Below are 22,268 nucleotides of genomic sequence, written 5' to 3' on the forward strand. Positions count from 1 at the left end.
TAACAATAGCATCTCTCTGGTTATGATAAATTTTTTGAAACGCTACTGGGCACTATTATTACTGCTCATCTCAATCGTTGGCAGTGCTTGGTTTTATCTATCGAGCGATTATAAGTTAGCGCAAATGCTGATGTCGCGAGAGTGGCAATCCTCAACCTACAGCCGTATTGAACCGACTCAATTAGACGATTTACGTATGCTGCGCCGTGTTGAGCAAAATAGCCACATGGTGTATTTACCAAACCACACTTACTCACGAATAACAGTAATGAAACTCTTTAGCCAAGATGAAGAGCCGATCTCATTGCATATTTCTGAAACCGGTAAGTGGAATATCAGTGGTCAGTATTTAATTACAAGGCCGTTGGAATTTAAAGAAATCACATCGGGTTCTAACCCTGACTTTAATAACCAAAATCTTAAAGTAGTGAAGAAAATCTTCCAAATGGATGCAGAACAGAGCCGTAAAATGGAAATTATTAATGATAAAACCATTTTATTTACCAGCTTAACTTACGGTTCTAATATATTTTACTCTTTATAATCAAGTACCAGTTCCGATCTGGCCAAAAAAATGATTATGAAGTAAATTTCAAATAAAAAAATACCAGCACTTATTTGCTGGTATTTTTTTATTAAATAAGGCTATTAATATAGCTTCTGTCGACCGGCTAAAGAGTGTGAAAGCGTTGTACCATCAACTAACTCAAGCTCACCACCAACAGGCACACCATGGGCAATACGAGAGGCAGGAACACCATATTCTTGACAGAGTTCAGCAATATAATGAGCTGTCGCCTCACCTTCTACCGTCGGGTTTGTTGCTAAAATCAGCTCCGAAATCGCTTCATTTTGCAGACGAAACTCTAGTGTATCTAAACCAATATCCGAAGGACCAATGCCATCAAGCGGCGATAAATGTCCCATTAAGACAAAATAACGGCCTGAGAACTGCCCTGTTGCTTCAACCGCAACAATATCGGCTGGGCTTTCAACTACACAGACAATACCGTTCTCTTTGCGACGTGGATTGTCACAAATAGCACAGATATCATCTTCGGTGAACGTTCGACAATCACGACAATGACCAATTTCAGTCATCGCATGATTTAACGCCTCAGCAAGCTGTAACCCACCTTGGCGATTGCGCTGTAACAAACTAAAAGCCATACGCTGTGCCGACTTAGGACCGACTCCTGGCAGACAACGTAAGGCTTCCATTAATTGTTCCAGTAAAAGACTGGTACGCATTGATTAAAATGGCATCTTAAAGCCAGCTGGTAGGTTCATGCCACCAGTTACACCAGCCATCTTCTCTTTTTGTGCTTCTTCGATACGACGAGCAGCATCATTAAATGCAGCAGCAATCAGATCTTCAAGCATGTCTTTGTCATCTTCCATTAGGCTTTCATCGATGTTTACACGACGAACACTGTGATTACCAGTGATGGTTACCTTAACAAGACCCGCACCAGATTCACCAGTTACTTCCATATTGGCGATTTCTTCTTGCATCTTCTGCATACGCTCTTGCATCTGCTGAGCTTGCTTCATCATGTTCGCCATACCGCCTTTACCAAACATATCTTCTCTCTCTATTGGTCTGGTTGAAAATCATATTACTGAACTGTTATATCGTATTTCTGCTCATGAGCAAATCATTAACAGCCAGTCTTTCTTGTAAATTAACTCAATCTTGTCAATCGACTTAAATTGGTCGAATACTTTCATCATCTAATACAGCACCAAAGCGCTGACAGATGAAATTAACATTTTGATCTTGCTGCAGACTTTGACAAGCCGCTTGCAGTTTTTGTTGATAAATCGCCTCACGCAGCTCAAGGGGCGTAGTGCCGATTTCATCATTTAATTCAATATGTAATACCACATCACAACCTAGTTTCTGCTGCAATGCTTCCGTTAATTGTTCACGTGCTCTAGCCCCATCTAAATGCTTTTGCGAGGAACGTAATAACAGCGTGACTTGATTGTCTTTCTGCTCAAATACCGAGTTAAGCGCTAACTGTTGAATTAGGCGCCCTACCTCTAGCTCATTGGCAACAGCGGCCCAGTTATCTTGTGCAGCTGCCTCAACCACCAGCTTTTCCATCATTTCTGGTGTTTTTTCATGTTCCAGTGCTTGCTTTAGTTCTTTCGTGGCGATATTGCTTTGCTGCTCTTGTGCAACATTCAACATCGGTTTCCACTGATACTCTTCCGGCTCTTGGTCTTTTGCATTAATCGTTTCAACATTCGACACAGGCATCGCATTAGCTGTATTTGATCCTACATTGTGCTTAGTAGCAATGCGGTCTAATACACTGGTTGCGACTTTTTTAGCCGGTGCCGATTCAGACTTTTTTACCTCACCGCCTGCAGGAGGTGGCGTTTGGCCTCGCTTTGTTTGGCTACGAAGCTGATTACGCGCCGCTAACAAACCACTGGTGCGAGGTTTGGCAACAGCAGCATCAGGTTCCGATTGTTGCATCGCGACTGGTGGTACATTCTGCGGTTTAGGCTGAGTATATCCTTGCACTTGATGCCCAACGGGTGGTTGAGATGGCATCTGTGGAGCAGGAGCACTAGGCTGCTGAACTTGAGCTCGTAACGCTTGCACTTTTTCCATGCTTTGTTGTGGCGCAGGCATTGGTTGTACCGTAGCACCTTGGATAGGCTCTTGCGTCGGAACCGAAATCGCTTGCGGCACAATACCCGCCCCACTCATCGGACGAAAAGCGAGCATACGAAGTAACACCATTTCAAGCCCTGTTCGACCATCCGGTGCAAATGCTAAATCTTGACGACCTTGCAGTGCGATTTGATAACACAGCTGTACATCTTGCGGTGTCATTAATTTGCTCAACAGCAAAACACGTTCAAAATCAGGGGAACTTTCATCTTGGCTCTCAAGCAGTACCTGACTCATGGCGATACGGTGCAGTTGCGCTGCGAGTTCACGTAATAACCCATCCCACTCAACACCAACTTGAGCTAACTGATGTAGAGTATCCATCGCCACTTGTGCTTGCTTTTGTGCAACCGCCTCTAACAACATCAGAGCCTGATCCGTATCAAGAGTCCCCAGCATGGCTGCTACTTTGTCGGCTTCAACATGGCCATTACCAAGTGCAATAGATTGATCGGTTAAACTCAATGCATCTCGCATACTGCCTTCCGCGGCACGAGCAATCAAACTTAATGCTTTAATGTCGTAGGCTAGTTGTTCTTCTGTTAACACTTTTTCCAGCTGAGTTTGGATCTGCTGGTTATCTAAATGCTTCAAATGAAACTGTAAACAGCGCGACAAAATGGTTACAGGAAGCTTTTGAGGATCGGTTGTAGCCAGAATAAACTTCACATACTCTGGTGGCTCTTCCAGTGTTTTTAACAGCGCGTTAAAACTATGGCGAGACAGCATATGAACTTCATCGATCAAGTAAACCTTAAAACGGCCTCTTGCTGGCTTATATTGCACATTATCAAGCAGTTCACGTGTATCTTCGACTTTAGTTCGAGATGCTGCATCGATCTCTAAAAGATCGACAAAACGACCTTCATCAATCTCTTTACAGGTTGCACACTGACCACATGGATGAGCGGTAACTCCCTGCTCGCAGTTTAAGCCTTTAGCAAAAATACGCGCAATCGTCGTTTTACCAACACCACGAGTACCACTGAATAGATACGCATGGTGAAGTCGATTGTGCTCTAGCGCATTTTCAAGAGCGGTAAGTACGTGAGCTTGACCCACTACATCAGCAAATTGTGCTGGACGCCACTTACGAGCAAGAACCTGATAACTCATTCAATTCCTAACCTTATTAACCTTGCCAACAAAGAAATATTGCGGCCTTTGCTGTCATTTCCTTTCTTCACTATTTATTACGTTCTAAAAATGAATACGTCATAGTAAATAAAGGAAAAAACAGTAATAAAAGAAGATGCTAACACAGCCGACGGGTAACAGCGAGTAACAACGAGAGGGCGCTATAATAAGCGCCCAATCCTTCAGCACAGTTCGAACACTTAAAGCAAAATTAAGTGTTTAAGCTACTAGTGACCTGGAAAATCACAAATACTGTAAACGTTAAGGCCTAAACCTTTAAGACGCTCTTCACCACCAATATCTGGTAGGTTAATTACAAACGCAGCATCTTCAACAACACCACCTAGACGACGAACAAGATTGGTTGTCGCTTCAATAGTACCGCCTGTTGCCAGTAGATCATCAACAAGCAGAACTTTGTCACCTTCAGCAATTGCATCTAAGTGAATTTCTAAGGTGTCTTTACCATATTCTAGTTCATAGCTCTCAGCGATCACTTCACGAGGTAATTTACCTGGCTTACGAACAGGAACAAAACCAACACCAAGAGCAAGAGCTAAAGGGGCACCAAATAGGAATCCACGCGCTTCAGTACCGATGATCTTAGTAATACCTTTGTCTTTGTAACGCTCGGTTAGCACTTCCATAGTGGCACGGTATGCATCAGGGTTTTCCATCAGGCTAGTTACATCACGAAATAAGATACCTGGCTTAGGGTAATCCTGAATAGACTTGATACTGCTTTGGATTAGTTCGATTTTTTCTTGTGTCATAATTTGGTTCCGAGGGTACTCTTTAACGTTAATATCAACTTAAGAGTCACAACAAGCTTACTTATTTACTCCCAATACCAAGAACAAAAATTATGCCTTGGTTGAGACAGTTATTTATCTGCCTCCCCTGCACCATAATGGACGAGCAAAGACCGATAAAGCGCACCAATATTATTGTTTTTCTACAGGTGCGGCAACCGAATCCACCACTGGAAGCCGATTAAACCAACACAATAAAGTTATACCCATCACAAATAGCAACAATTTATGCCACCACAGAGGAACTAAGCTAATAGAAAGCAGAAAACTAAGGATCATAGTAATATTCGCTCGGCGCTTTACAACAGATGAAATCGCACGGTTTTGATGCCAATTATGCAAAATAGGGCCAAACGTTTTATGATTCATCAGCCAATCATTAAGTTTAGGTGAGCCTTTCATAAAACATGCACTCGCCAATAACAAAAATGGCGTTGTAGGTAACAGAGGTAGAAAAATACCTATCGTTCCTAAAATGACACAAGCCCATCCAATCACCAATAACCCAATACGAATAGCAGATTGCTTCATTCCTTTCTCTCATCAGCTTGCAACACGGCTATCATACTAAGACCTAAGTGAAATGGAAATTATTACGATTTCGGTGTGGTTTTATTGTTATTTTCTCATATTTATTATAACTATATGATTTGGAATCGAAATTTATTCAAAAATCAAAACTTTCTGTAAAAAATCAATTTTTTTATCAATATTCGCTTACAGAATCATCAAGAATTGATTCAAATCACGACACTTTTTCTTTTCGCGCCGTAAACTAAGTAGCGAGACTAACAAAAAACACAAATACTCAAGGACGAAAGTATCTCCTTTAACTCCTCTTGTGAATAATAATGAACACTATGGCTAACTCACAAATAGACTATCAACCGCTACAAGATACGCTTGAAAATGAGCGCGTTGACTTAGCAAAAGAATTAAAAAGTGAAATGTTATTAAATGCAGTTTCGCCTTCAATGGAAGAGCTTAACAAGCTGGATCTGTATGATCTTTTAGCATTAGCGAAAGCGGCTTATATCCCAAACCTTTATAAATTGGCAACACGCCTAGAAGTTGTCGATGCAGCGGTTTGCTCTATCCGCTTTGGTTTATACGGCTTATGCGCTGATTGCGAAGAAGAAATTGATTTAGCCGATCTGGAAGTTGATCCTGCTCAACCACGTTGCCGCCACTGTCGAGAGCACAGCCGTTATCATCATGATGCGTAAGCGGTGGTTAAAAAATTCCAATTAAAAAGGCAGCTATATATTCGCTGCCTTTTCTCTATCTTGGTATTTACATTCAATAATGACGAAAGCCTTATAGATAGTCTTGCTCTGTCATCCACATTTTAAATGCTTTTTTCTCTTCTGGTGTTGCTTTGCTATACCACATTTTAAGTTGAGTTAAATTGTCACCGGTAATTTTTACTTTACCTTGCTCATCCACTTTAACTGCCACTTTTTCTAAGTCAACGGGATTACCCTGCTCAAAGATAATGCCATTTTCGCTATTGTACTGCGCAACTAATTTTTCCATATCCGCATAAGCGGCAAAGCCACTGCCTTTAAGTTCTGTAGCGTCAAGAACTTGCTCAGAGCCATTTGCGAACTTAACTTGCCATTCAGGACCGCGAGCAAAATACGCTTCAGCTTGAGATAGCGTCGTTAACGTATCTGATAATACGATTTCTGCATTTTGATCTTTAATATCAACATTAAACAGATAAGGTCGCGTAGTATAAATCGTACCTTGAGAGCCGCGCTTAACTTCCCCATCAAAACGAGCCACAATCTGATGTTCGCCATTAGCTAGCTCGACACTTTCTGCCTTTGACCAACCTTTTTGTTCAATTTTCTTACCATCAATAACCAATAACTCGATGTTATCACCAGCAGTTAAGGTTGCCGCTTGGACACCAAATGACAGAGCAGCGCCAATCAATAATGCAATTCTTTTCATATTATTATCCTGTTCTTGCTAGCTATTGCTTTAGCTACTGTTCTCAATAAATAAAACAATGGTAGCGAAATACTTATAAGTTATATAACAGAAAGCCGCCAAATAAGCGGCGGCTTTCATCAAGAAGTTATCTAAACTAAATTAGAACTTAACTTCCATACCAGCAACGTAGCCGAACTCTTCACGGTCGTTGATGATCTTATCGTTATCAGCGTAACCAACTTCTGCGTACACTTTAACATTGCTGTGTAGCTGTTGAGTTACGTTAGCGTATACGTTGTCGTGACGCTTACCATACTTTTCAGTATTTGCATGGTTTTGAGCATGAACATAACCTAGAGCGAAAGTCGTCTTGTCCATAGTGTATGAACCGTTGATTTCGTATAGGTCTAAGTCACGGTCAGTAACATGAGTATCAGCTGCTTTGTATTCGATTTGACCGAAAGATGCTGCAATGTTGAATGCACCGAAACCGTATTCAGCTTCTAGGTTGTAACCACGGATATCTTCACCAGCTTCGCCAGGTTTTACAATAGGCTTCTGATCAGGTGTGATACCCAGCTCAAGACCTTTAGCACCGATACGCTCACCGTCGTAACCGTATACACGAACATCTAGACCGTTAGTACGGAAACCTAGACGACCGTCAGTGATTGTAGTGCTGTGATCTGCATTTAGCTCATGAGATGCTGCTGCATAGAAAGAACCGTTATCGTAAACGTACTTGATTACACGGTCACCTTCAGTTTGAGCGAAGTCAACTTGCTCAAGACCTAGCTCGTAATCTTTACCGATGCCTGAATCATCAGATACTAGTAGCTGACGACCGAAAGTTAGAGCACCCATTTGGTTAGAAGAGAAACCAACCCATAGCTCGTCGTTTTGAACGTCACGAGACTCGTATTTAAACGCCATACCAGAGATAACGTTTAGGTTCTCATTGATTGCGTAAGTTGCGTTGATTGCAAAGTCACCGTCGTCTAGACGAATTGTTGCATCTTTGCTTTTCTCAAAACCATCGAAGTATTGAACTTCTGCTGCACCAGATAGGTCTACTTTAACACCGTTGTTATCGTAAACATTGATTGCTGCATTTGCAGAACCCGCTGCAGTCATAACTGCAAGAGCTAGAAGAGTCTTTTTCATGATATCCACTGCCTATTCTTGAAATTCCTTTTTTGGAATTCCTTTTCTTTTATAATTCCCCTCTTAATTTACAAACTTTTATATCCATAAAGTCAGTAAGCTCAAGGGGTGAGTAACTTGTGCCGCTTATCCTGTCAGAAGTTCAATATTGATGTCAAATCTTCTAAATGAAAGCTCAAAAAACATAAAATAGAAAATAAAATCAATAACATAATTATAAAAATGCCTAAATAACATACAGCATTTTTTTACCCCTAGAATGTATTTTTTTAAGTAATACAAATGACATATTGGTAGAAAAAACCAAGAAATCGCAAACATCACAAATACAACCAAGATAATATTTCAAAAAATAGATAAAACATAGTTTAAACCACTAAAGTGATATCTACACTTGGTTGCATTTAAAAGGTTCAATATCAATTCGTGATTTCAATCTCATTTTGCTGAGAAAATATCCTAAAATTTGTTTCAGCTCACAGTTAGAGCTTCATGCTATAATGCAGCTCCCAGCCAAGAATAAGTTTCAAATATGTTACATACTCAAATTAAACAAGACATAAAACAGTGCTATACCAACTTAGGGCAACAGCTTGATAACTTTATTCCACGTCGAGCTCAAAACTATTTAGTTGCCGAAATAGCAAAAACATTGGCTGGGGAGTACCACAAGAAAAACAGAATGTTAGTGGCAGAAGCTGGCACAGGAATTGGAAAATCGCTCTCTTATCTTTTAGGAGGGATTCCTTTTGCCATGTTTAATAATAAGAGATTGCTTATTTCAACGGCAACGGTAGCTCTTCAAGAACAGCTCATCAATAAAGATTTGCCTCTGTTTAATCGTATCTACCCAAAAGAATTTAGCTTTATTCTTGCAAAAGGTCGCCAACGCTACTGCTGTAACCATAAGTTAGAAGCATGTTGTTCTAGCGAGTATTCACAGCAAATCACCCTGTTAGACGAAAAACCTAAAAAGTCAGATTTAGAACTTTTGAGACGTCTTTTTAAAGCGCGCAGTGAAGGGAAATGGGATGGTGACAGAGACAGTTGGCCAACAAACATTCCAGACCGAATTTGGCAGCAAATCATGGCAGATAAACATAGCTGCCATTCAGGTTTGCCACTACATCGTAACTGCCCTTTTGCTAAAGCACGGGAAGATTTAGATAAAGCAGATGTAATTATCGCTAACCATGCACTACTAATGGCAGACCTAGAATTGGGGGGTGGCGTTATCTTACCCGATCCAGAAGATACCATTTATGTGATTGATGAGGCCCATCATTTGCCACAAGTTGCTCGTGATTTTTCTTCAGCTGCGGCCAGTTTAAAAGGGGCTGCAGCATGGCTAGAAAACTTAAATAAACACGTAAGCAAATTTGCAGAGCTGGCCGATTATAAGAAATCAAATCGTTTTCAAAATGCTATCCAAGAAAGTATTCAACATTTAGTGCCAACTCTCAGCCAAATTGCCAATAACATTGACCCATCACAATTTAATCAAGATGGAGTCTATCGTTTTGAACATGGAGAGTTACCCGCTTGGCTTTCTGAAGAATCTGTCGCACTGAAAGAAACCAGTAAAAAAGCCGCACAATCGCTGGGTAAAATTCATGACCTGGTCTCAGAGCGATTAAAAGAACATGAAATATTGCCCTCATTGGGAGAACAAGCACTGGCGGAAATGGGCTTTTATTTGCAGCGATTAGAGAACTTAGAAAAGGTCTGGTTCTTAATGGCACAACCAAATAAAGACAAAGGAGCCCCTCTGGCTCGTTGGTTAGAAAAAAGTCCAGAGCGTGAAAACGACTATATTGTTGAAGTTTCTCCCCTTGAAGTGGGCTATCGCCTCGATCAATTATTGTGGAGTCGCGCGGCAGGTTGCATCTTAGTCTCAGCAACACTGCGAGCATTAAATCAATTTACTTACTTTTGTCGTCAAGCAGGGATCAGTGAAGCCGATGGTGTACGCTTTTTAGCACTGGCTTCTCCTTTTGATTATCAGAACAATGCACGTCTAGTGATCCCTGCGGTCAGATATGAGCCCCAAGCACCTCAATTTACCGATTTGCTTATCGAGGTGTTGCCTGAATATCTAGAGGGAGAAACAGCAAGCCTTGTGCTCTTCTCTTCTTATTGGCAAATGAACAAAGTGGCTGAAGCTCTGCGTCCATTAGCGAAGAAAAATCGTTGGGAACTGCTGGTTCAAGGTAAAGAATCGCGCAATGAAACTCTAAAAAAACATAAAGAGAACTGTGAAAAAGGTAAAACCAGCATTCTATTTGGTACGGGAAGCTTTTCAGAAGGACTTGATTTACCAGGGAAATATCTAACCAACCTGATTATCACCAAGATTCCTTTTGCCGTACCAACCTCACCTGTTGAAGAAGCTCACGCCGAATACATTGAAAGTCGAGGCGGTAATCCTTTTTTACAAATTTCCGTACCGGAAGCGAGTAAAAAGCTGATCCAGTCGGTAGGTCGCTTACTGCGAAAAGAAGAAGATTCTGGTAGAGTCGTGCTATTAGATAGACGCATCATTAGTAAGCGTTACGGAAAAGCACTACTTGATTCTTTGCCGCCTTTTAAACGAGTTATTGAATATTAAGGATCCTATACTCAAGCAACTTGGGTATCCACACTATGATAGAAAATATCGAGCCTTTAACTTTAGCGATACTGGGTGGCGTTGCACTGGTCGCAGGATTTATAGATGCTGTAGCAGGAGGTGGCGGTATGCTGACCGTACCTGCGCTGCTTTCACTTGGCCTGCCACCTCATATCGCTTTAGGGACCAACAAATTGGCGGCAACATTTGCTTCATCAACCGCAGCCTGGACCTATTATCGAAAACTGTTATTTTCGCCATCATTTTGGAAAAAGTCTTTTATTGCGACATTTATCGGAGCCGTTATTGGTACTTTGGTTGTCAATCAAATCAGTACTATGTGGCTTGAAAAAGCGCTTCCTTTAATTATTCTTGCCGCTGCAATCTATACTATTTGGCATCCACACCCTAAAACGGCCCAACAAAGTCTGCCGCAAGTATCAGCGAGTTTATATCGTAAACAGTGGCTACAAGGCTCGAGTCTGGGATTTTATGACGGTCTAGCGGGCCCTGGTACTGGTGCCTTTTGGACTGTATCAAGTATGGCTTTATATCGATTGGATATTTTGCTGGCATCAGGTCTTGCTAAAGCGATGAACTTCACCAGTAATATGACTTCGCTTGTGACCTTTGCCATTTTAGGCCATATCAATTTTGCATTGGGCTTAACCATGGGTCTTTGCTTGATGGTAGGCGCTTACATAGGAGCACACTCAGCCATTCGGTTTGGCGCTAAGTTTATTCGCCCTATTTTTATTACCGTGGTGATGATTCTTGCCATAAAATTAGCGTATCAAGCTTGGTTTTAAATGGATTCACTATGATAGATTTAACGAGATTCGACACTTTAATTGCCCAACTCAAAACGCAAGCTGCGAATTTAGACCGTACCCGTGGCGAAGCCAATAAACCATTATTTGATGAACAGCTGTTTCGTTGTCGTAGTAAATTACTGACACCTTGTGTTAACGAAATAGCCTCAGAAGTTTTTAAATTGCGCCAAGAACAACAATCTGGCCGACTACTTCCCACTCGAACTCAACATATCTGTGAAAAAATTGTGGCTCAGATACAAGCGGTTCAACGTGAATTTGCAACGATTTCGATCCGTAAAAATGAGCCGAAATACCGAAGTGCTCACTATCAGCCGCTCAATGAGATCTACCAAAACCTCAATCAGCATAAAGATTGGGAGCGCCAACTTAAAACTAAGCTGCGAGATAAAGAGTTCGAACTCTCCCAATGCAGTGATTGGCAATTACAGCAAAAACTTCAACATGAAGTGCTTGTGCTCGAAGGTCGAGTATCTCGCTGTCAGCAAGCACTCACAAAAATAGAACAGACAATAATGAAACGTGAACGCAAAGGATAGCTTCTCTTTATATAGACGAGATAGAATTAACCTTAACCAATTAAGAAGAAAGGAAAAGTAATGACTACAGAAAAACAAAGCAGCCCTCTAGACAATGCTCCTGCAGAGGTCAAACTCGCTGTAGACCTCATTTATTTACTCGAAAGCAATGAGATAGACCCAGCAATCGCACTGGCCGCTCTTGCAATAGTAAAAACAGACCTAGAACGCAAAATATCCAATGAGTAATCGATTATCAAGGATGATGATCCCCCATAGTTTAATCAGGCCTCCATATCTTATCATTCTTAACCACTTGAAAATTAAGTAAAGTCATATAGATAAGAAATTTAAATCGTTACAACAAATATTTCTTATCGATTTTATGCGCAAATTACGTAGATTATCAGTTAATATTATTAAATATATCTATATCAAATACCCAAGTACCTTAATGCTACTTAGGGATAACAAAAATAATTTATAAATAATCTCGTAAGTTGTTGGCTTCAGTTATGTCCTTCTCGTTAAAAAAATTCTTTCTTATTGCTCTGCTCTCGATTTTTATTTCGAGCAGTTTAGTGGTTACTTATTTGTCATATCGCTCAGAACAAATAAGCTTTGAAGTAAATAAATCACTCAATAGCAGTTTTACACAATTAAAAAAAGACGTTTTATTAATTCAAGAAGTACATAATCATTCACAAGATTTAAATAAACTTGTTACTCTAATTCTTGCATCACGTTCTCTTCGTAGTGTGGCTTATATTCAAGATGATCACTATGTATACAGTGACCGCCAACTACATTTAAATCAAGAAATATCATCAAGTTTACAGCAAAAAATAAAGACAGAAGCGTTACCTTTTTTATACCGCAAACAAAGTTCATTAAATAACATTGAAGAACTGCACTTTGTAATAAAAGGAAAAAATGGTTTTTACCAACTATTTCTTAATGCACGTTATATGGATGATTGGCTTGATAATGCTGACCTTACGCTCAATGGCTATGTTGTAAATAATCACAATCAACCTATTATCAATCAACCACAAAAATTATTAATAAAAGCGGTTTATCAATCACCTCAATACCCTTTTAAAGTTGTTATCGGTGAGCCAACCCAAGACGTTATTATACTTATCGCTATGGGAGCTGCTTTTATCTTTGCTTTTATTCTACTGGGGTTATTATTTGCAAAGCATTTATATAACAATAACTTCTCATTTAGAGTAGATATTGAACGAGCGATCCGAGCAAAAGAGTTTATCGCCTATTATCAGCCAATAGTTTCAAATAAAAACTTACAATGTAGCGGCGCAGAATTGCTGTGTCGTTGGCATCATAAGAAAAAACGCATTCTCGCACCCAATCACTTTATTACAAAAGTCGAAGAAAGTGGGCAGATAAAAGCGATTACTCTTCAGCTTTTGAATCAATTAGTGAAAGACAAAATTCAATTGTGTAAGCATAACCCTGATTTTTATATCTCAATTAACTTTACGTTGGCTATGTTGAGAGATGAAGCTTATATGGCTGAAGTTATGGCATTAATCAAAAAAAATACCAGCTTACAATCGGGCCTTGTTTTTGAATTAACTGAACGCGAAAATACCACCTGTGCCATGAAAGAGTTAAATACCGTTATGACACAATTTCGTCAGATTGGGGTGCGCTGGGCTCTAGATGATTTTGGTACTGGTTATTCAAGCTTATCAAGTGTACGCAGCTTAAATTTTGATATTATAAAAATTGATAAACTCTTTGTATTAACCGCAGATACTGATGCTATTACCAGTTCAATTTTGAAAAATATCGCCTATTTAGGTAAAGGTCTAAATTGTAAAATGGTTGCTGAAGGGGTTGAAACTCAAACTCAATTTAATAAATTACTTGGCTTGAATATTGATTATTCACAAGGTTATTTATTCAGTAAACCAATGGCTATTAAAGATTTTTTACTTTTTCAGCACTCGTTTGATCACCGCGCTTATATCTGCCAACAACCAGATCTTGAAATTAATTATCAACCAATTGTAGTGAAATAGACCATTAACTTATTCGTTGCTATACCCCTTCCAGTAGGGGGAAGCTCAATAGTAAAAAATGCAACATTAGAGCAGTTGCACAATATCTTGGCACCGAATTAAAGCTCAATTACTATTAAGTCTTCTTTAATCTTTTTCACAGCAGAGGTCTATTATGGGATGTTGTAATCAAGCACCAAAAGGTGGTTCAAATAACTTAGGTCTATTAATGAAACTGATTGGCGGAATTTTTGTACTACTATTAGTAGTATCGCTATTCTTTCATTAAAACAGACTTGACCTTACCCTAAGGGGAAGCTTTATAGTTAACACGTTTAATTAGCTGGATGCTTATTTGTGAACTCTTTTTTATCGTCAAACACATTGCTGTCTAATAAGTGGATTGCGCTAGTTCTGGTGGTTATCATGGTTGTGATAACGAAGCCAGCTTTTGCTATGTCTGCCTCAGGACAACATGTTATGCACGATAATAGTCACGCACCAATAGCTCATACGCAGCAGATGCAACATCATGACCAATCACACGCCATGATGACTGATTGTGCTCGTCACTTATCCGATCAATCCAAGTCAGACAATTGTTGTGACGATATGACCCAGTGCCATGTTGTAACTGGCGTATTACCAACCGCTAATTATGCATTCTCTTCTCCAACATCAACGACTCAACTGAGTACTTATCACTTTGAGACACCTGTCTCACCTTGTGAAAACCTTTATCGCCCCCCAATAGCCTAGTCTACGATTCTTTTATATACCTCGATATGCACTCATTATAGTCAAGCTGTAATGTAATCGACTGTATTTAAAGTAAAAAACAATAATTACAGTATGTTGCGCATATCGCGATGATAATTATCTATCGTGGATACGTTATGTTTAAAAATACGCATTTATCAGCAAAGTCCTTGTTGGGACTCATGGTTGCTGCCTCTTTTTCAGCACCAAGCTTTGCCAATGATCAGCTGCAATCGTTGATCGACTGGGCCGTTGAGCACGACTCTGGCCGTCAACAAATTCATTATCAAGCCGAAGCGATGCAAGAGATGGGGATCGCTCAAGGCCAATTAATGGACCCAAAACTCAAAATGGGAGTTGGTGGCTTTCCAGTTGAAAATATGGGATTTGATAATGATCCTATGACCAATATTTCTGTTGGATTGATGCAGCAATTTGGCCGAGGTGACACTTTAGAACTGCTTGAACGCCAAGCTTTTGAGCAAGCTTCTAGTATTCGAGAAAAAGCCGAAATTCGCCAGCTTGATATCGAAAAAGCCATTACAACACTTTGGGTTGAACTGCATTATCAACAGCAGGCACAAAAGTTATTAAAACAGAACCAGCAGCTGTTTCGCTCGTTAGAAAAATACCTCAGCACGAATTACGGCGTTGGGGTTAACCAGGCGCAAGATATTATTCAGTCCCAACTGCAGATCTCTCGTATTGGTGAAAAAATTCAAGCCAATAGCCAAATGCAGCAAAAAATTCGAGCTCAACTGGGTGAATGGTTAGGCGATCAAGCCTCTAACTTATCACCTAAAAACGATCCAAATTGGGCGCAACTGAGCCAAAGTTTGAATCAATCACATTCTAATTTTTATCCTCTCTTGGCACAGCATCCAACGGTGAAAGCTATTGAAGCTCTGATCAAAAGCAATGAAACCGGAATCGATATTGCTAACGAAGCTTATAAACCTCAGTTTGGTGTTGAGGTTATGTACGGTTATCGTCAGGCAAAAGGGATGAATGGTGATCCAGCCTCAGATCTTGTTAGTGCTTACGTCACCATGGATCTGCCGCTATTTACTGATAAACGTCAAGATAAAAAGCTCTCCGCAGCCAAATTACAACTTGGGGCAACTCAATCACAAAAAGATCTGATGCTCAAACAAATGAATGCGCAAGCACAGGCTCTTTTCATCGACAGGCAAAATATCACCGAACGTTTAGGGCGTTACAACTCAACGCTATTACGCCAAGCCAAAGAGAAAACTCGCGCCATTGAGCGTGGCTATCAAAACAATACCACCCAGCTGGATGAATACATTCGCGCTGCCAGTGAAGAGCTAACCCTACAATTGGAGCAACAACGTCTCCATGCCGACCTGCAACTAGCGAACACCAATCTCGCTTACTTACTGAATAAATATTAAGGGATGTTATGAAAAACGTATTTAGTATCAGCTTATTAGCATTAGCGATTGGTACCGGTGGTGGTTATTTTGCGGCAACTCAGTTCAGTGATTCATCAACTGAGCCATCAGCTAAAAACAAAGAACCGCTCTACTGGGTTGCACCGATGGATCCCAATTACAAACGAGATAAACCCGGCAAATCACCAATGGGAATGGATTTGATCCCTGTGTACGAAGAAGACAATGGCGGCAAAGAACTGGCAGGCACAGTTAAAATTTCACCTGTGGTTGAAAATAATCTTGGGGTGAAAACAGCTAATGTGATTTCTGCCCCTCTAACACCACAGATTGATACGGTGGGTTATGTAGCATTTGATGAAAGCCAACTGTGGCAAATCAACAGCCGAGTCAGTGGCTGGATCAAGAAACTGAATGTCAACGCTATTGGGGAACAAGTCAAACAAGGACAAGTGCTGTTTACGCTCTACTCTCCCGAATTAGTTCGGGCTCAAGAAGAGTTACTTAATGCTCGTCGTTTGGGAAAAACAGTTTTAATTAATGGTGCAAAAGAACGTTTAAAATCACTTGGAGTAGATAATTCTCAAATCAACCAACTACTTAAACGCGGTACGGCATCTCAAACAATTGCGATTAAAGCGCCCGCGAATGGCGTTATTGCGACCTTAAATGTTCGTCAAGGCGCATACCTTTCTCCAGCACAAACGGTGATCAGCGCTGGATCATTACAGGATGTTTGGGTTGATGTAGAAGTGTTCGAGCGCCAAGCTCACTGGATCACATTGAGAACAACTGCCGATATGAAAATCGACAGCCTACCGGGAACACAGTGGCAAGGCAAAGTGGATTACATCTACCCTATTTTAGATCCTAAAACGCGAACTTTACGTATTCGAGTGGTCTTTCCAAATAAAGATGGTGCCTTAAAACCTAACATGTTTGCCAATGTTGAACTGATCCCACAGAGTAAAAATAAAGTGCTACAAATCCCAAATCAGGCGGTGATCCGTTCAGGTAACATGGATCGAGTTGTATTAGCCCTTGGAGAGGGTAAATATCGTTCTACTCGCATTGAAACAGGACGCGAAGCTGGTGATATGATTGAGGTCATTTCAGGTCTCACCGCCAATGATAAGATTGTCACATCAGCCCAGTTTATGATCGATTCCGAATCGAGTCAGACCGCAGATCTCAGTCGTATTAGTCAAGCGGATCAGCAAGCCGACACAAAAGCCGATACCGTATGGGTCGATGGTACTATCACTAAAGTCATGGCGAACCATCGAATGTTAACGGTACACCACCAGCCAGTAAAAGCGTGGAATTGGCCAACTATGACCATGAATTTCACCGTTGCAAAATCGGTTGATCTATCCGATTTATCAGCCAAACAGTCCATTCGCTTTGAGCTAAAGAAAACGCCTCAAGGACAATTTGAGATTATTGCAATTCAAGTGGCAAACCCTGCGACTAAGGTAGGTCACTAATGATTCCAGCTATTATTCGGTGGTCTATAAAAAATCGCTTTTTGGTCTTAATGGCAACAGTGTTTTTGGTTGCCGCTGGGATCTACAGTGTTAAACGAACCCCTATTGATGCCCTACCCGATCTATCGGATGTTCAGGTGATCATCAAAACCAGTTATCCAGGCCAAGCTCCGCAAGTTGTGGAAGATCAAGTAACCTACCCATTAACAACCGCCATGCTTGCTGTACCTGGGGCTGAAACGGTACGCGGTTACTCTTTCTTTGGTGACTCCTACGTTTATATCATTTTTAACGATGATACTGATATGTATTGGGCTCGCTCACGAGTGTTGGAGTATCTCAGCCAAGTTGCACCGAAATTGCCGCCTAGTGCCAAACCTGTGTTGGGGCCAGATGCAACGGGTGTGGGCTGGATTTACAGCTATGTCTTAACCGATCGTAGCGGCAAACATGATCTGAGCGAGCTACGCAGTTTGCAAGACTGGTTCTTAAAATACGAACTGCAAACGGTTGATGGCGTTTCTGAAATTGCCACTGTTGGCGGCATGGTTAAACAGTATCAGATCCAAATTGATCCCAATAAACTGCGTGCTTACAACTTAACCCTACAGCAGATCAATAAAGCGATAAAAGCAGGCAACCAAGAAGCAGGAGCCTCTGTTGTTGAAGTGGCTGAAGCTGAACACATGGTTCGTGCGACCGGTTACATTAAAAATATTGCTGATCTAAAAAATATCCCTCTTGGTGTCACCAGCAAAGGCACTCCTCTGCTATTAGGAGATGTCGCTGATATTAATCTGGGCCCACAGATGCGTCGTGGTATCTCAGAATTTAATGGCGAAGGAGAAGCGGTTGGTGGTGTGGTTGTAATGCGCTTTGGGGAAAATGCGCAGCAAGTGATCGCCAATGTAAAAGAGAAACTGGCGTCGTTACAGCGCAGCTTGCCTGAAGGCGTGGAGATAGTCCCTACTTATGACCGTTCAACCTTGATCGACAATGCGGTTGATAACTTATATCAAAAACTGCTGGAAGAGTTCATTGTTGTTGCCATTGTCTGTGCGCTGTTCTTATTCCATTTGCGTTCATCTTTAGTGGTTATGATCAGCTTACCAATCGGAATTTTATCGGCCTTTATCGTGATGCACTGGCAAGGTATTAATGCCAACATCATGTCTCTAGGTGGTATTGCGATTGCAATTGGTGCCATGGTTGATGGCGCAATCGTTATGATTGAGAACGTCCATAAGCACATCGAGAAAACACCACTTACGGATGAAAACCGTTGGCAAGTTATCGGAAAAGCCGCTGAAGAAGTAGGTGCACCGCTATTTTTCTCACTATTAATTATTACGTTAAGTTTTGTTCCAGTATTTGCTCTCGAAGGTCAAGAAGGGAAAATGTTCTCTCCCCTTGCCTTTACAAAAACCTATGCCATGGCATCAGCGGCCGGTCTTGCCATTACTTTGGTTCCAGTATTAATGGGTTATTTTATTCGCGGTAAAGTGTTACCAGAACATAAGAACCCCATCAATAAAGCGGTTGTATCGGCATATCGTCCACTACTCAATATCAGCCTACGTCACCCTAAATCTTTATTGGTGGCCGCGGGTATTCTAATGGCTTCGGCTTACTACCCAATTCACAATATGGGCAGCGAGTTTATTCCACCATTGGATGAAGGCGACCTAATGTATATGCCAACCACCTACCCTGGTATTTCCATTGGTAAAGCCCGTGAAATTTTGCAACAGACCGATAAGTTAATCAAAACTATCCCCGAGGTGAAAACGGTTTGGGGCAAGATTGGTCGAGCAGAAACAGCTACCGATCCCGCTCCCCTAACCATGATTGAAACCATTATTCAGTTGAAACCAAGAGATGAGTGGCGTCCGGGTGTGACAACAGCCTCACTTCGTCATGAACTGGATCAATTGGTGCAATTTCCAGGTTTAACCAACGCTTGGATTATGCCGATCAAAACTCGTATCGATATGTTGGCAACAGGGATTAAAACGCCTATCGGTGTAAAAATTGCTGGCCCAGCTCTCAAACAGATTGAAAAGATCGGTCAGCAATTGGAGACCATTTTAAAACCAGTACCAGGCACCGCCTCAGTTTATGCCGAGCGAGTGGCTGGAGGGCGCTATATCACCATGGATATCGACCGTCAAAAAGCGGCTCGTTATGGGCTTAACATTCAAGATATTCAACAGGTTATTACTACTGCCATTGGTGGTATGAATGTCAGTGAAACCATTGAAGGCTTGGAGCGTTACCCAATTAATGTCCGTTATCCTCAGAGCTATCGAGACTCTTTAGAAAAACTCAAGAGCTTACCTCTGGTGACTCCAAGCGGTGCTCGTATTGCTTTGGCCGATGTCGCTACATTACGCTTTGAAGATGGCCCTCCAATGATCAAAACCGAAAATGCACGACCAAACGGATGGGTCTTTGTGGATATCGATGGTCGCGATTTAGGCTCGTATGTTCATGAAGCACAACAAAAAGTAGCACAAGAACTTGTTCTGCCTGCTGGCTACTCGCTTTCTTGGTCAGGTCAATATGAGTATATGGAACGAGCAAAAGCCCGTCTAACTACAGTTGTTCCGGCCACGATCGCCATCATTATGATGTTGCTTTATATGAGCTTCCGTCGTGCGGGGGAAGTGCTACTGATTATGGGCACGCTGCCTCTAGCTATGGTTGGTGGCCTCTGGTTAATGGAGATCTTGGACTATAACTTCTCTATCGCAGTTGGGGTTGGCTTTATCGCACTGGCCGGGGTTGCCGTTGAAATTGGAGTCATCATGTTGGTTTATCTTAACCAAGCGTGGAATGGCCAGATAGAACAAGCAAAACAGGAGCAACGAGCGTTAACCATGGCTGATCTCACTAAAGCCATTAGTGAAGGTGCTGGCTTACGAGTACGCCCAGTCATGATGACAGTAGCAACGGTCATTATTGGTTTAATTCCAATTATGTTTGGTCACGGAACGGGATCGGAAGTTATGCAGCGTATTGCCGCACCAATGATTGGCGGTATGTCATCGGCATTATTACTGACACTCGTGGTGCTCCCAGCTCTATTTAAACTGTGGAAACAGACAAGCTACAAACTGAAGTAGTCATATTTAATGGCTAGATTTCATAACAACATTTAACAGAAAAAAAGCGCTACGTAATCACTACATAGCGCTTCTTTCTTGCCAGAGATTTAGATCGTTAAGATCTCACAGGTAGATATTTTTTAGGCAGTTGCTTGCTCAGTTGCCGCTTGAGTTTCACCACGAATAATTCGAGTTAACTTAGGGGCAATTAATAGCGTTAATACAGCAATTGCAGCGGTTGAATAACCAATTTTAGCAAACACATCACTATAGATAGTCAGTGTTTGATGAGAGTCAGTAATACCCGCAGGTGCTGTTGTTAATGTTGCTACCCAGCCAGCTACAACCGCAGCCGTTGCCGAAGTTAGGAACCACATACCCATAGCAAAGCCCATCATACGTTGAGGGACTAATTGCGCTACCATCGCCAAACCAAGACCAGACACTAACAACTCACCAATAGACTGGAAACCGTAACAGATGATCAACCAGTTTGAGCTCATGATCCCTTGTGCATTGGCAAATTTTGCACCGAAAGTCAGTACCAAGAATGACAAACTACACAGCACCATACCCATCGCAAACTTATAAGGCATAGCAAAACGCTCACCCATATTGTTATACATCATGGCAAGAATAGGACTTGCGATCATGATCCAAAATGGGTTTAGAGCCTGAAACTGCTCTGGCTGAACGGAGATACCAAAAATATTGTGCTCAATATTATGGATAGCAAAAAAGTTAAGTGATGTTGGCATCTGGAAATAAAGAACAAAGAACACCACACCTTGCAGCATTAATACAAACGCCACCAGCATCTTTGCTCGTTCCAAACCTGAGATAGAAAAGGCTTCTTTTAGGTATAAGAAAACAATAGAACAACCAACCACAACCAAAATTGCGTGAGCATAGAAAAGGTGTTGTAGCAAAATAGCACTAACAAAACTTAACGCAATCGCACTAATAACAACGCCTAAATAGTGCTTTTTATTAACTGGCGCAAGATCAGGTTCTGAACCAACATCTTTCACCATTTTGCTACACATCATGAAGTTAATAACTGTGATAACCAAACCAACAGCACTGATACCAAATGCAATGTCGTAGCCCATTTTCTCAGCAATCCAAGGCGTTAGTAGCATAGAGAAAAATGAACCTAGGTTAATCGCCATATAGTACATCGTAAATGCACCATCAAGACGAGCATCCCCATCATCATAGACTTTTGCTAATAAACTCGATGGGTTTGCTTTAAATAAGCCATTACCCATAGTGATAAAGCCCATCGCGACATAAATTAAGCTTTCACCACCGAAATTAGCCATCGCTGAAAGGCCCAACAATGCATAACCTACAGTTAAAACAACCGCGCCAAGTGTGATGGTTCTTTTCGTACCGATAACTTTATCGCCAACCCAACCGCCAATTGCAACTGAGCCGTAAACTAATGCCGAGAAAGCACCAAAAAGAACAAAAGATTTTGATTCGGACATGCCCAAAATCTGAACCAGATAAACGGTTAAGATTGCTTGCATACCGTAAAAGCCAAAGCGCTCCCAAAATTCTATTGAAAAGATCAAATAGAACTGCTTCGGCTGCTTGAATACATTCAAGTCAGACATAGTGTGTTTCCTGTAAGCTGTTTTTTAATAAATTTTTTAAGATGTTGTGTGTATTTTTTAAATATATGGTCGAGTTATTTTCTGACCTATGATTTCAAACTACTTTGAATGGAAAACGATTGCATCGAACAAAAATGCAACATTAGATA

Annotated in this window: 19 protein-coding genes; 11 read left to right on the forward strand and 8 right to left on the reverse strand. The window is 41.2% G+C overall.

The window, feature by feature from the left end; all coding sequences use genetic code 11:
• The first annotated feature begins 34 nt into the window (after positions 1-34).
• Entirely contained in the window at positions 35-544 is a 510-nt protein-coding gene (locus tag CTN07_RS01450) for a regulatory protein ToxS (protein WP_225314490.1), read from the forward strand.
• A 104-nt stretch (positions 545-648) separates the two neighbouring features.
• Here CTN07_RS01450 and recR read toward each other — a convergent pair whose 3' ends face one another.
• From recR to CTN07_RS01475, 5 genes are all read right to left on the reverse strand, one after another.
• Positions 649-1,251, reverse strand: coding sequence for a recombination mediator RecR (gene recR / locus CTN07_RS01455; protein ID WP_036764189.1), 603 nt, complete (start codon positions 1,249-1,251; stop codon positions 649-651).
• Between the two features lie 3 nt (positions 1,252-1,254).
• Positions 1,255-1,584 (reverse strand): YbaB/EbfC family nucleoid-associated protein, encoded by a 330-nt coding sequence (locus CTN07_RS01460; protein WP_005300258.1) that lies wholly within the window; start codon positions 1,582-1,584, stop codon positions 1,255-1,257.
• A 124-nt stretch (positions 1,585-1,708) separates the two neighbouring features.
• Complete coding sequence (dnaX, locus tag CTN07_RS01465) at positions 1,709-3,805, reverse strand: DNA polymerase III subunit gamma/tau (RefSeq protein WP_005300261.1); 2,097 nt, start codon at positions 3,803-3,805, stop codon at positions 1,709-1,711.
• Between the two features lie 248 nt (positions 3,806-4,053).
• A complete protein-coding gene (gene apt / locus CTN07_RS01470; RefSeq protein ID WP_005300263.1) occupies positions 4,054-4,599 on the reverse strand; it encodes an adenine phosphoribosyltransferase in 546 nt (181 codons plus the stop codon).
• Between the two features lie 171 nt (positions 4,600-4,770).
• Positions 4,771-5,169 carry a YbaN family protein gene (locus CTN07_RS01475; RefSeq protein WP_036764191.1) on the reverse strand — a complete coding sequence of 133 codons (399 nt, stop codon included), beginning with the start codon at positions 5,167-5,169 and terminating at the stop codon, positions 4,771-4,773.
• Positions 5,170-5,498: 329 nt separating this feature from the next.
• Here CTN07_RS01475 and CTN07_RS01480 point away from each other — a divergent pair, with 329 nt between their 5' ends.
• On the forward strand, positions 5,499-5,864 hold the full coding sequence (locus CTN07_RS01480) for a TraR/DksA C4-type zinc finger protein (protein WP_036764193.1): 366 nt from the start codon (positions 5,499-5,501) through the stop codon (positions 5,862-5,864).
• 91 nt (positions 5,865-5,955) lie between these two features.
• Here CTN07_RS01480 and CTN07_RS01485 read toward each other — a convergent pair whose 3' ends face one another.
• The gene (locus tag CTN07_RS01485; protein ID WP_036764195.1) at positions 5,956-6,597 is read right to left on the reverse strand and encodes a YccT family protein; all 642 of its coding nucleotides are present in this window, start codon (positions 6,595-6,597) and stop codon (positions 5,956-5,958) included.
• Between the two features lie 141 nt (positions 6,598-6,738).
• Positions 6,739-7,743 (reverse strand): porin, encoded by a 1,005-nt coding sequence (locus CTN07_RS01490; protein ID WP_005300270.1) that lies wholly within the window; start codon positions 7,741-7,743, stop codon positions 6,739-6,741.
• Between the two features lie 532 nt (positions 7,744-8,275).
• Between CTN07_RS01490 and dinG the strand changes: the two genes are divergently transcribed.
• The 9 genes from dinG (at position 8,276) to CTN07_RS01535 (ending at position 20,515) form a co-directional block, all read left to right on the forward strand.
• The gene (gene dinG / locus CTN07_RS01495) at positions 8,276-10,351 is read left to right on the forward strand and encodes an ATP-dependent DNA helicase DinG (RefSeq protein WP_005300272.1); all 2,076 of its coding nucleotides are present in this window, start codon (positions 8,276-8,278) and stop codon (positions 10,349-10,351) included.
• Positions 10,352-10,386: 35 nt separating this feature from the next.
• Positions 10,387-11,160, forward strand: coding sequence for a sulfite exporter TauE/SafE family protein (locus tag CTN07_RS01500; RefSeq protein WP_005300274.1), 774 nt, complete (start codon positions 10,387-10,389; stop codon positions 11,158-11,160).
• 11 nt (positions 11,161-11,171) lie between these two features.
• A complete protein-coding gene (gene priC, locus CTN07_RS01505; protein ID WP_005300276.1) occupies positions 11,172-11,723 on the forward strand; it encodes a primosomal replication protein PriC in 552 nt (183 codons plus the stop codon).
• 60 nt (positions 11,724-11,783) lie between these two features.
• Positions 11,784-11,951, forward strand: coding sequence for a pleiotropic regulatory protein RsmS (gene rsmS, locus CTN07_RS01510; RefSeq protein WP_036764197.1), 168 nt, complete (start codon positions 11,784-11,786; stop codon positions 11,949-11,951).
• 266 nt (positions 11,952-12,217) lie between these two features.
• Positions 12,218-13,750, forward strand: a complete 1,533-nt coding sequence (locus CTN07_RS01515) for an EAL domain-containing protein (RefSeq protein WP_005300277.1) — start codon at positions 12,218-12,220, stop codon at positions 13,748-13,750.
• Positions 13,751-14,086: 336 nt separating this feature from the next.
• On the forward strand, positions 14,087-14,488 hold the full coding sequence (locus CTN07_RS01520; RefSeq protein ID WP_036764199.1) for a hypothetical protein: 402 nt from the start codon (positions 14,087-14,089) through the stop codon (positions 14,486-14,488).
• A 137-nt stretch (positions 14,489-14,625) separates the two neighbouring features.
• On the forward strand, positions 14,626-15,903 hold the full coding sequence (locus tag CTN07_RS01525; RefSeq protein ID WP_005300280.1) for a TolC family protein: 1,278 nt from the start codon (positions 14,626-14,628) through the stop codon (positions 15,901-15,903).
• 8 nt (positions 15,904-15,911) lie between these two features.
• Positions 15,912-17,390 carry an efflux RND transporter periplasmic adaptor subunit gene (locus CTN07_RS01530; protein WP_005300282.1) on the forward strand — a complete coding sequence of 493 codons (1,479 nt, stop codon included), beginning with the start codon at positions 15,912-15,914 and terminating at the stop codon, positions 17,388-17,390.
• The gene (locus tag CTN07_RS01535) at positions 17,390-20,515 is read left to right on the forward strand and encodes an efflux RND transporter permease subunit (RefSeq protein WP_005300284.1); all 3,126 of its coding nucleotides are present in this window, start codon (positions 17,390-17,392) and stop codon (positions 20,513-20,515) included. The genes CTN07_RS01530 and CTN07_RS01535 overlap by 1 nt, the downstream gene beginning before the upstream one ends.
• A 122-nt stretch (positions 20,516-20,637) precedes the next feature.
• Here the strand turns inward: CTN07_RS01535 and dtpA are convergent, their stop codons facing one another.
• Complete coding sequence (dtpA, locus tag CTN07_RS01540; RefSeq protein ID WP_005300286.1) at positions 20,638-22,119, reverse strand: dipeptide/tripeptide permease DtpA; 1,482 nt, start codon at positions 22,117-22,119, stop codon at positions 20,638-20,640.
• Between the last annotated feature and the right edge of the window lie 149 nt (positions 22,120-22,268).

The sequence above is a fragment of the Photobacterium damselae genome (assembly GCF_003026815.1).
In the GTDB taxonomy this organism is placed as follows: domain Bacteria; phylum Pseudomonadota; class Gammaproteobacteria; order Enterobacterales; family Vibrionaceae; genus Photobacterium; species Photobacterium damselae.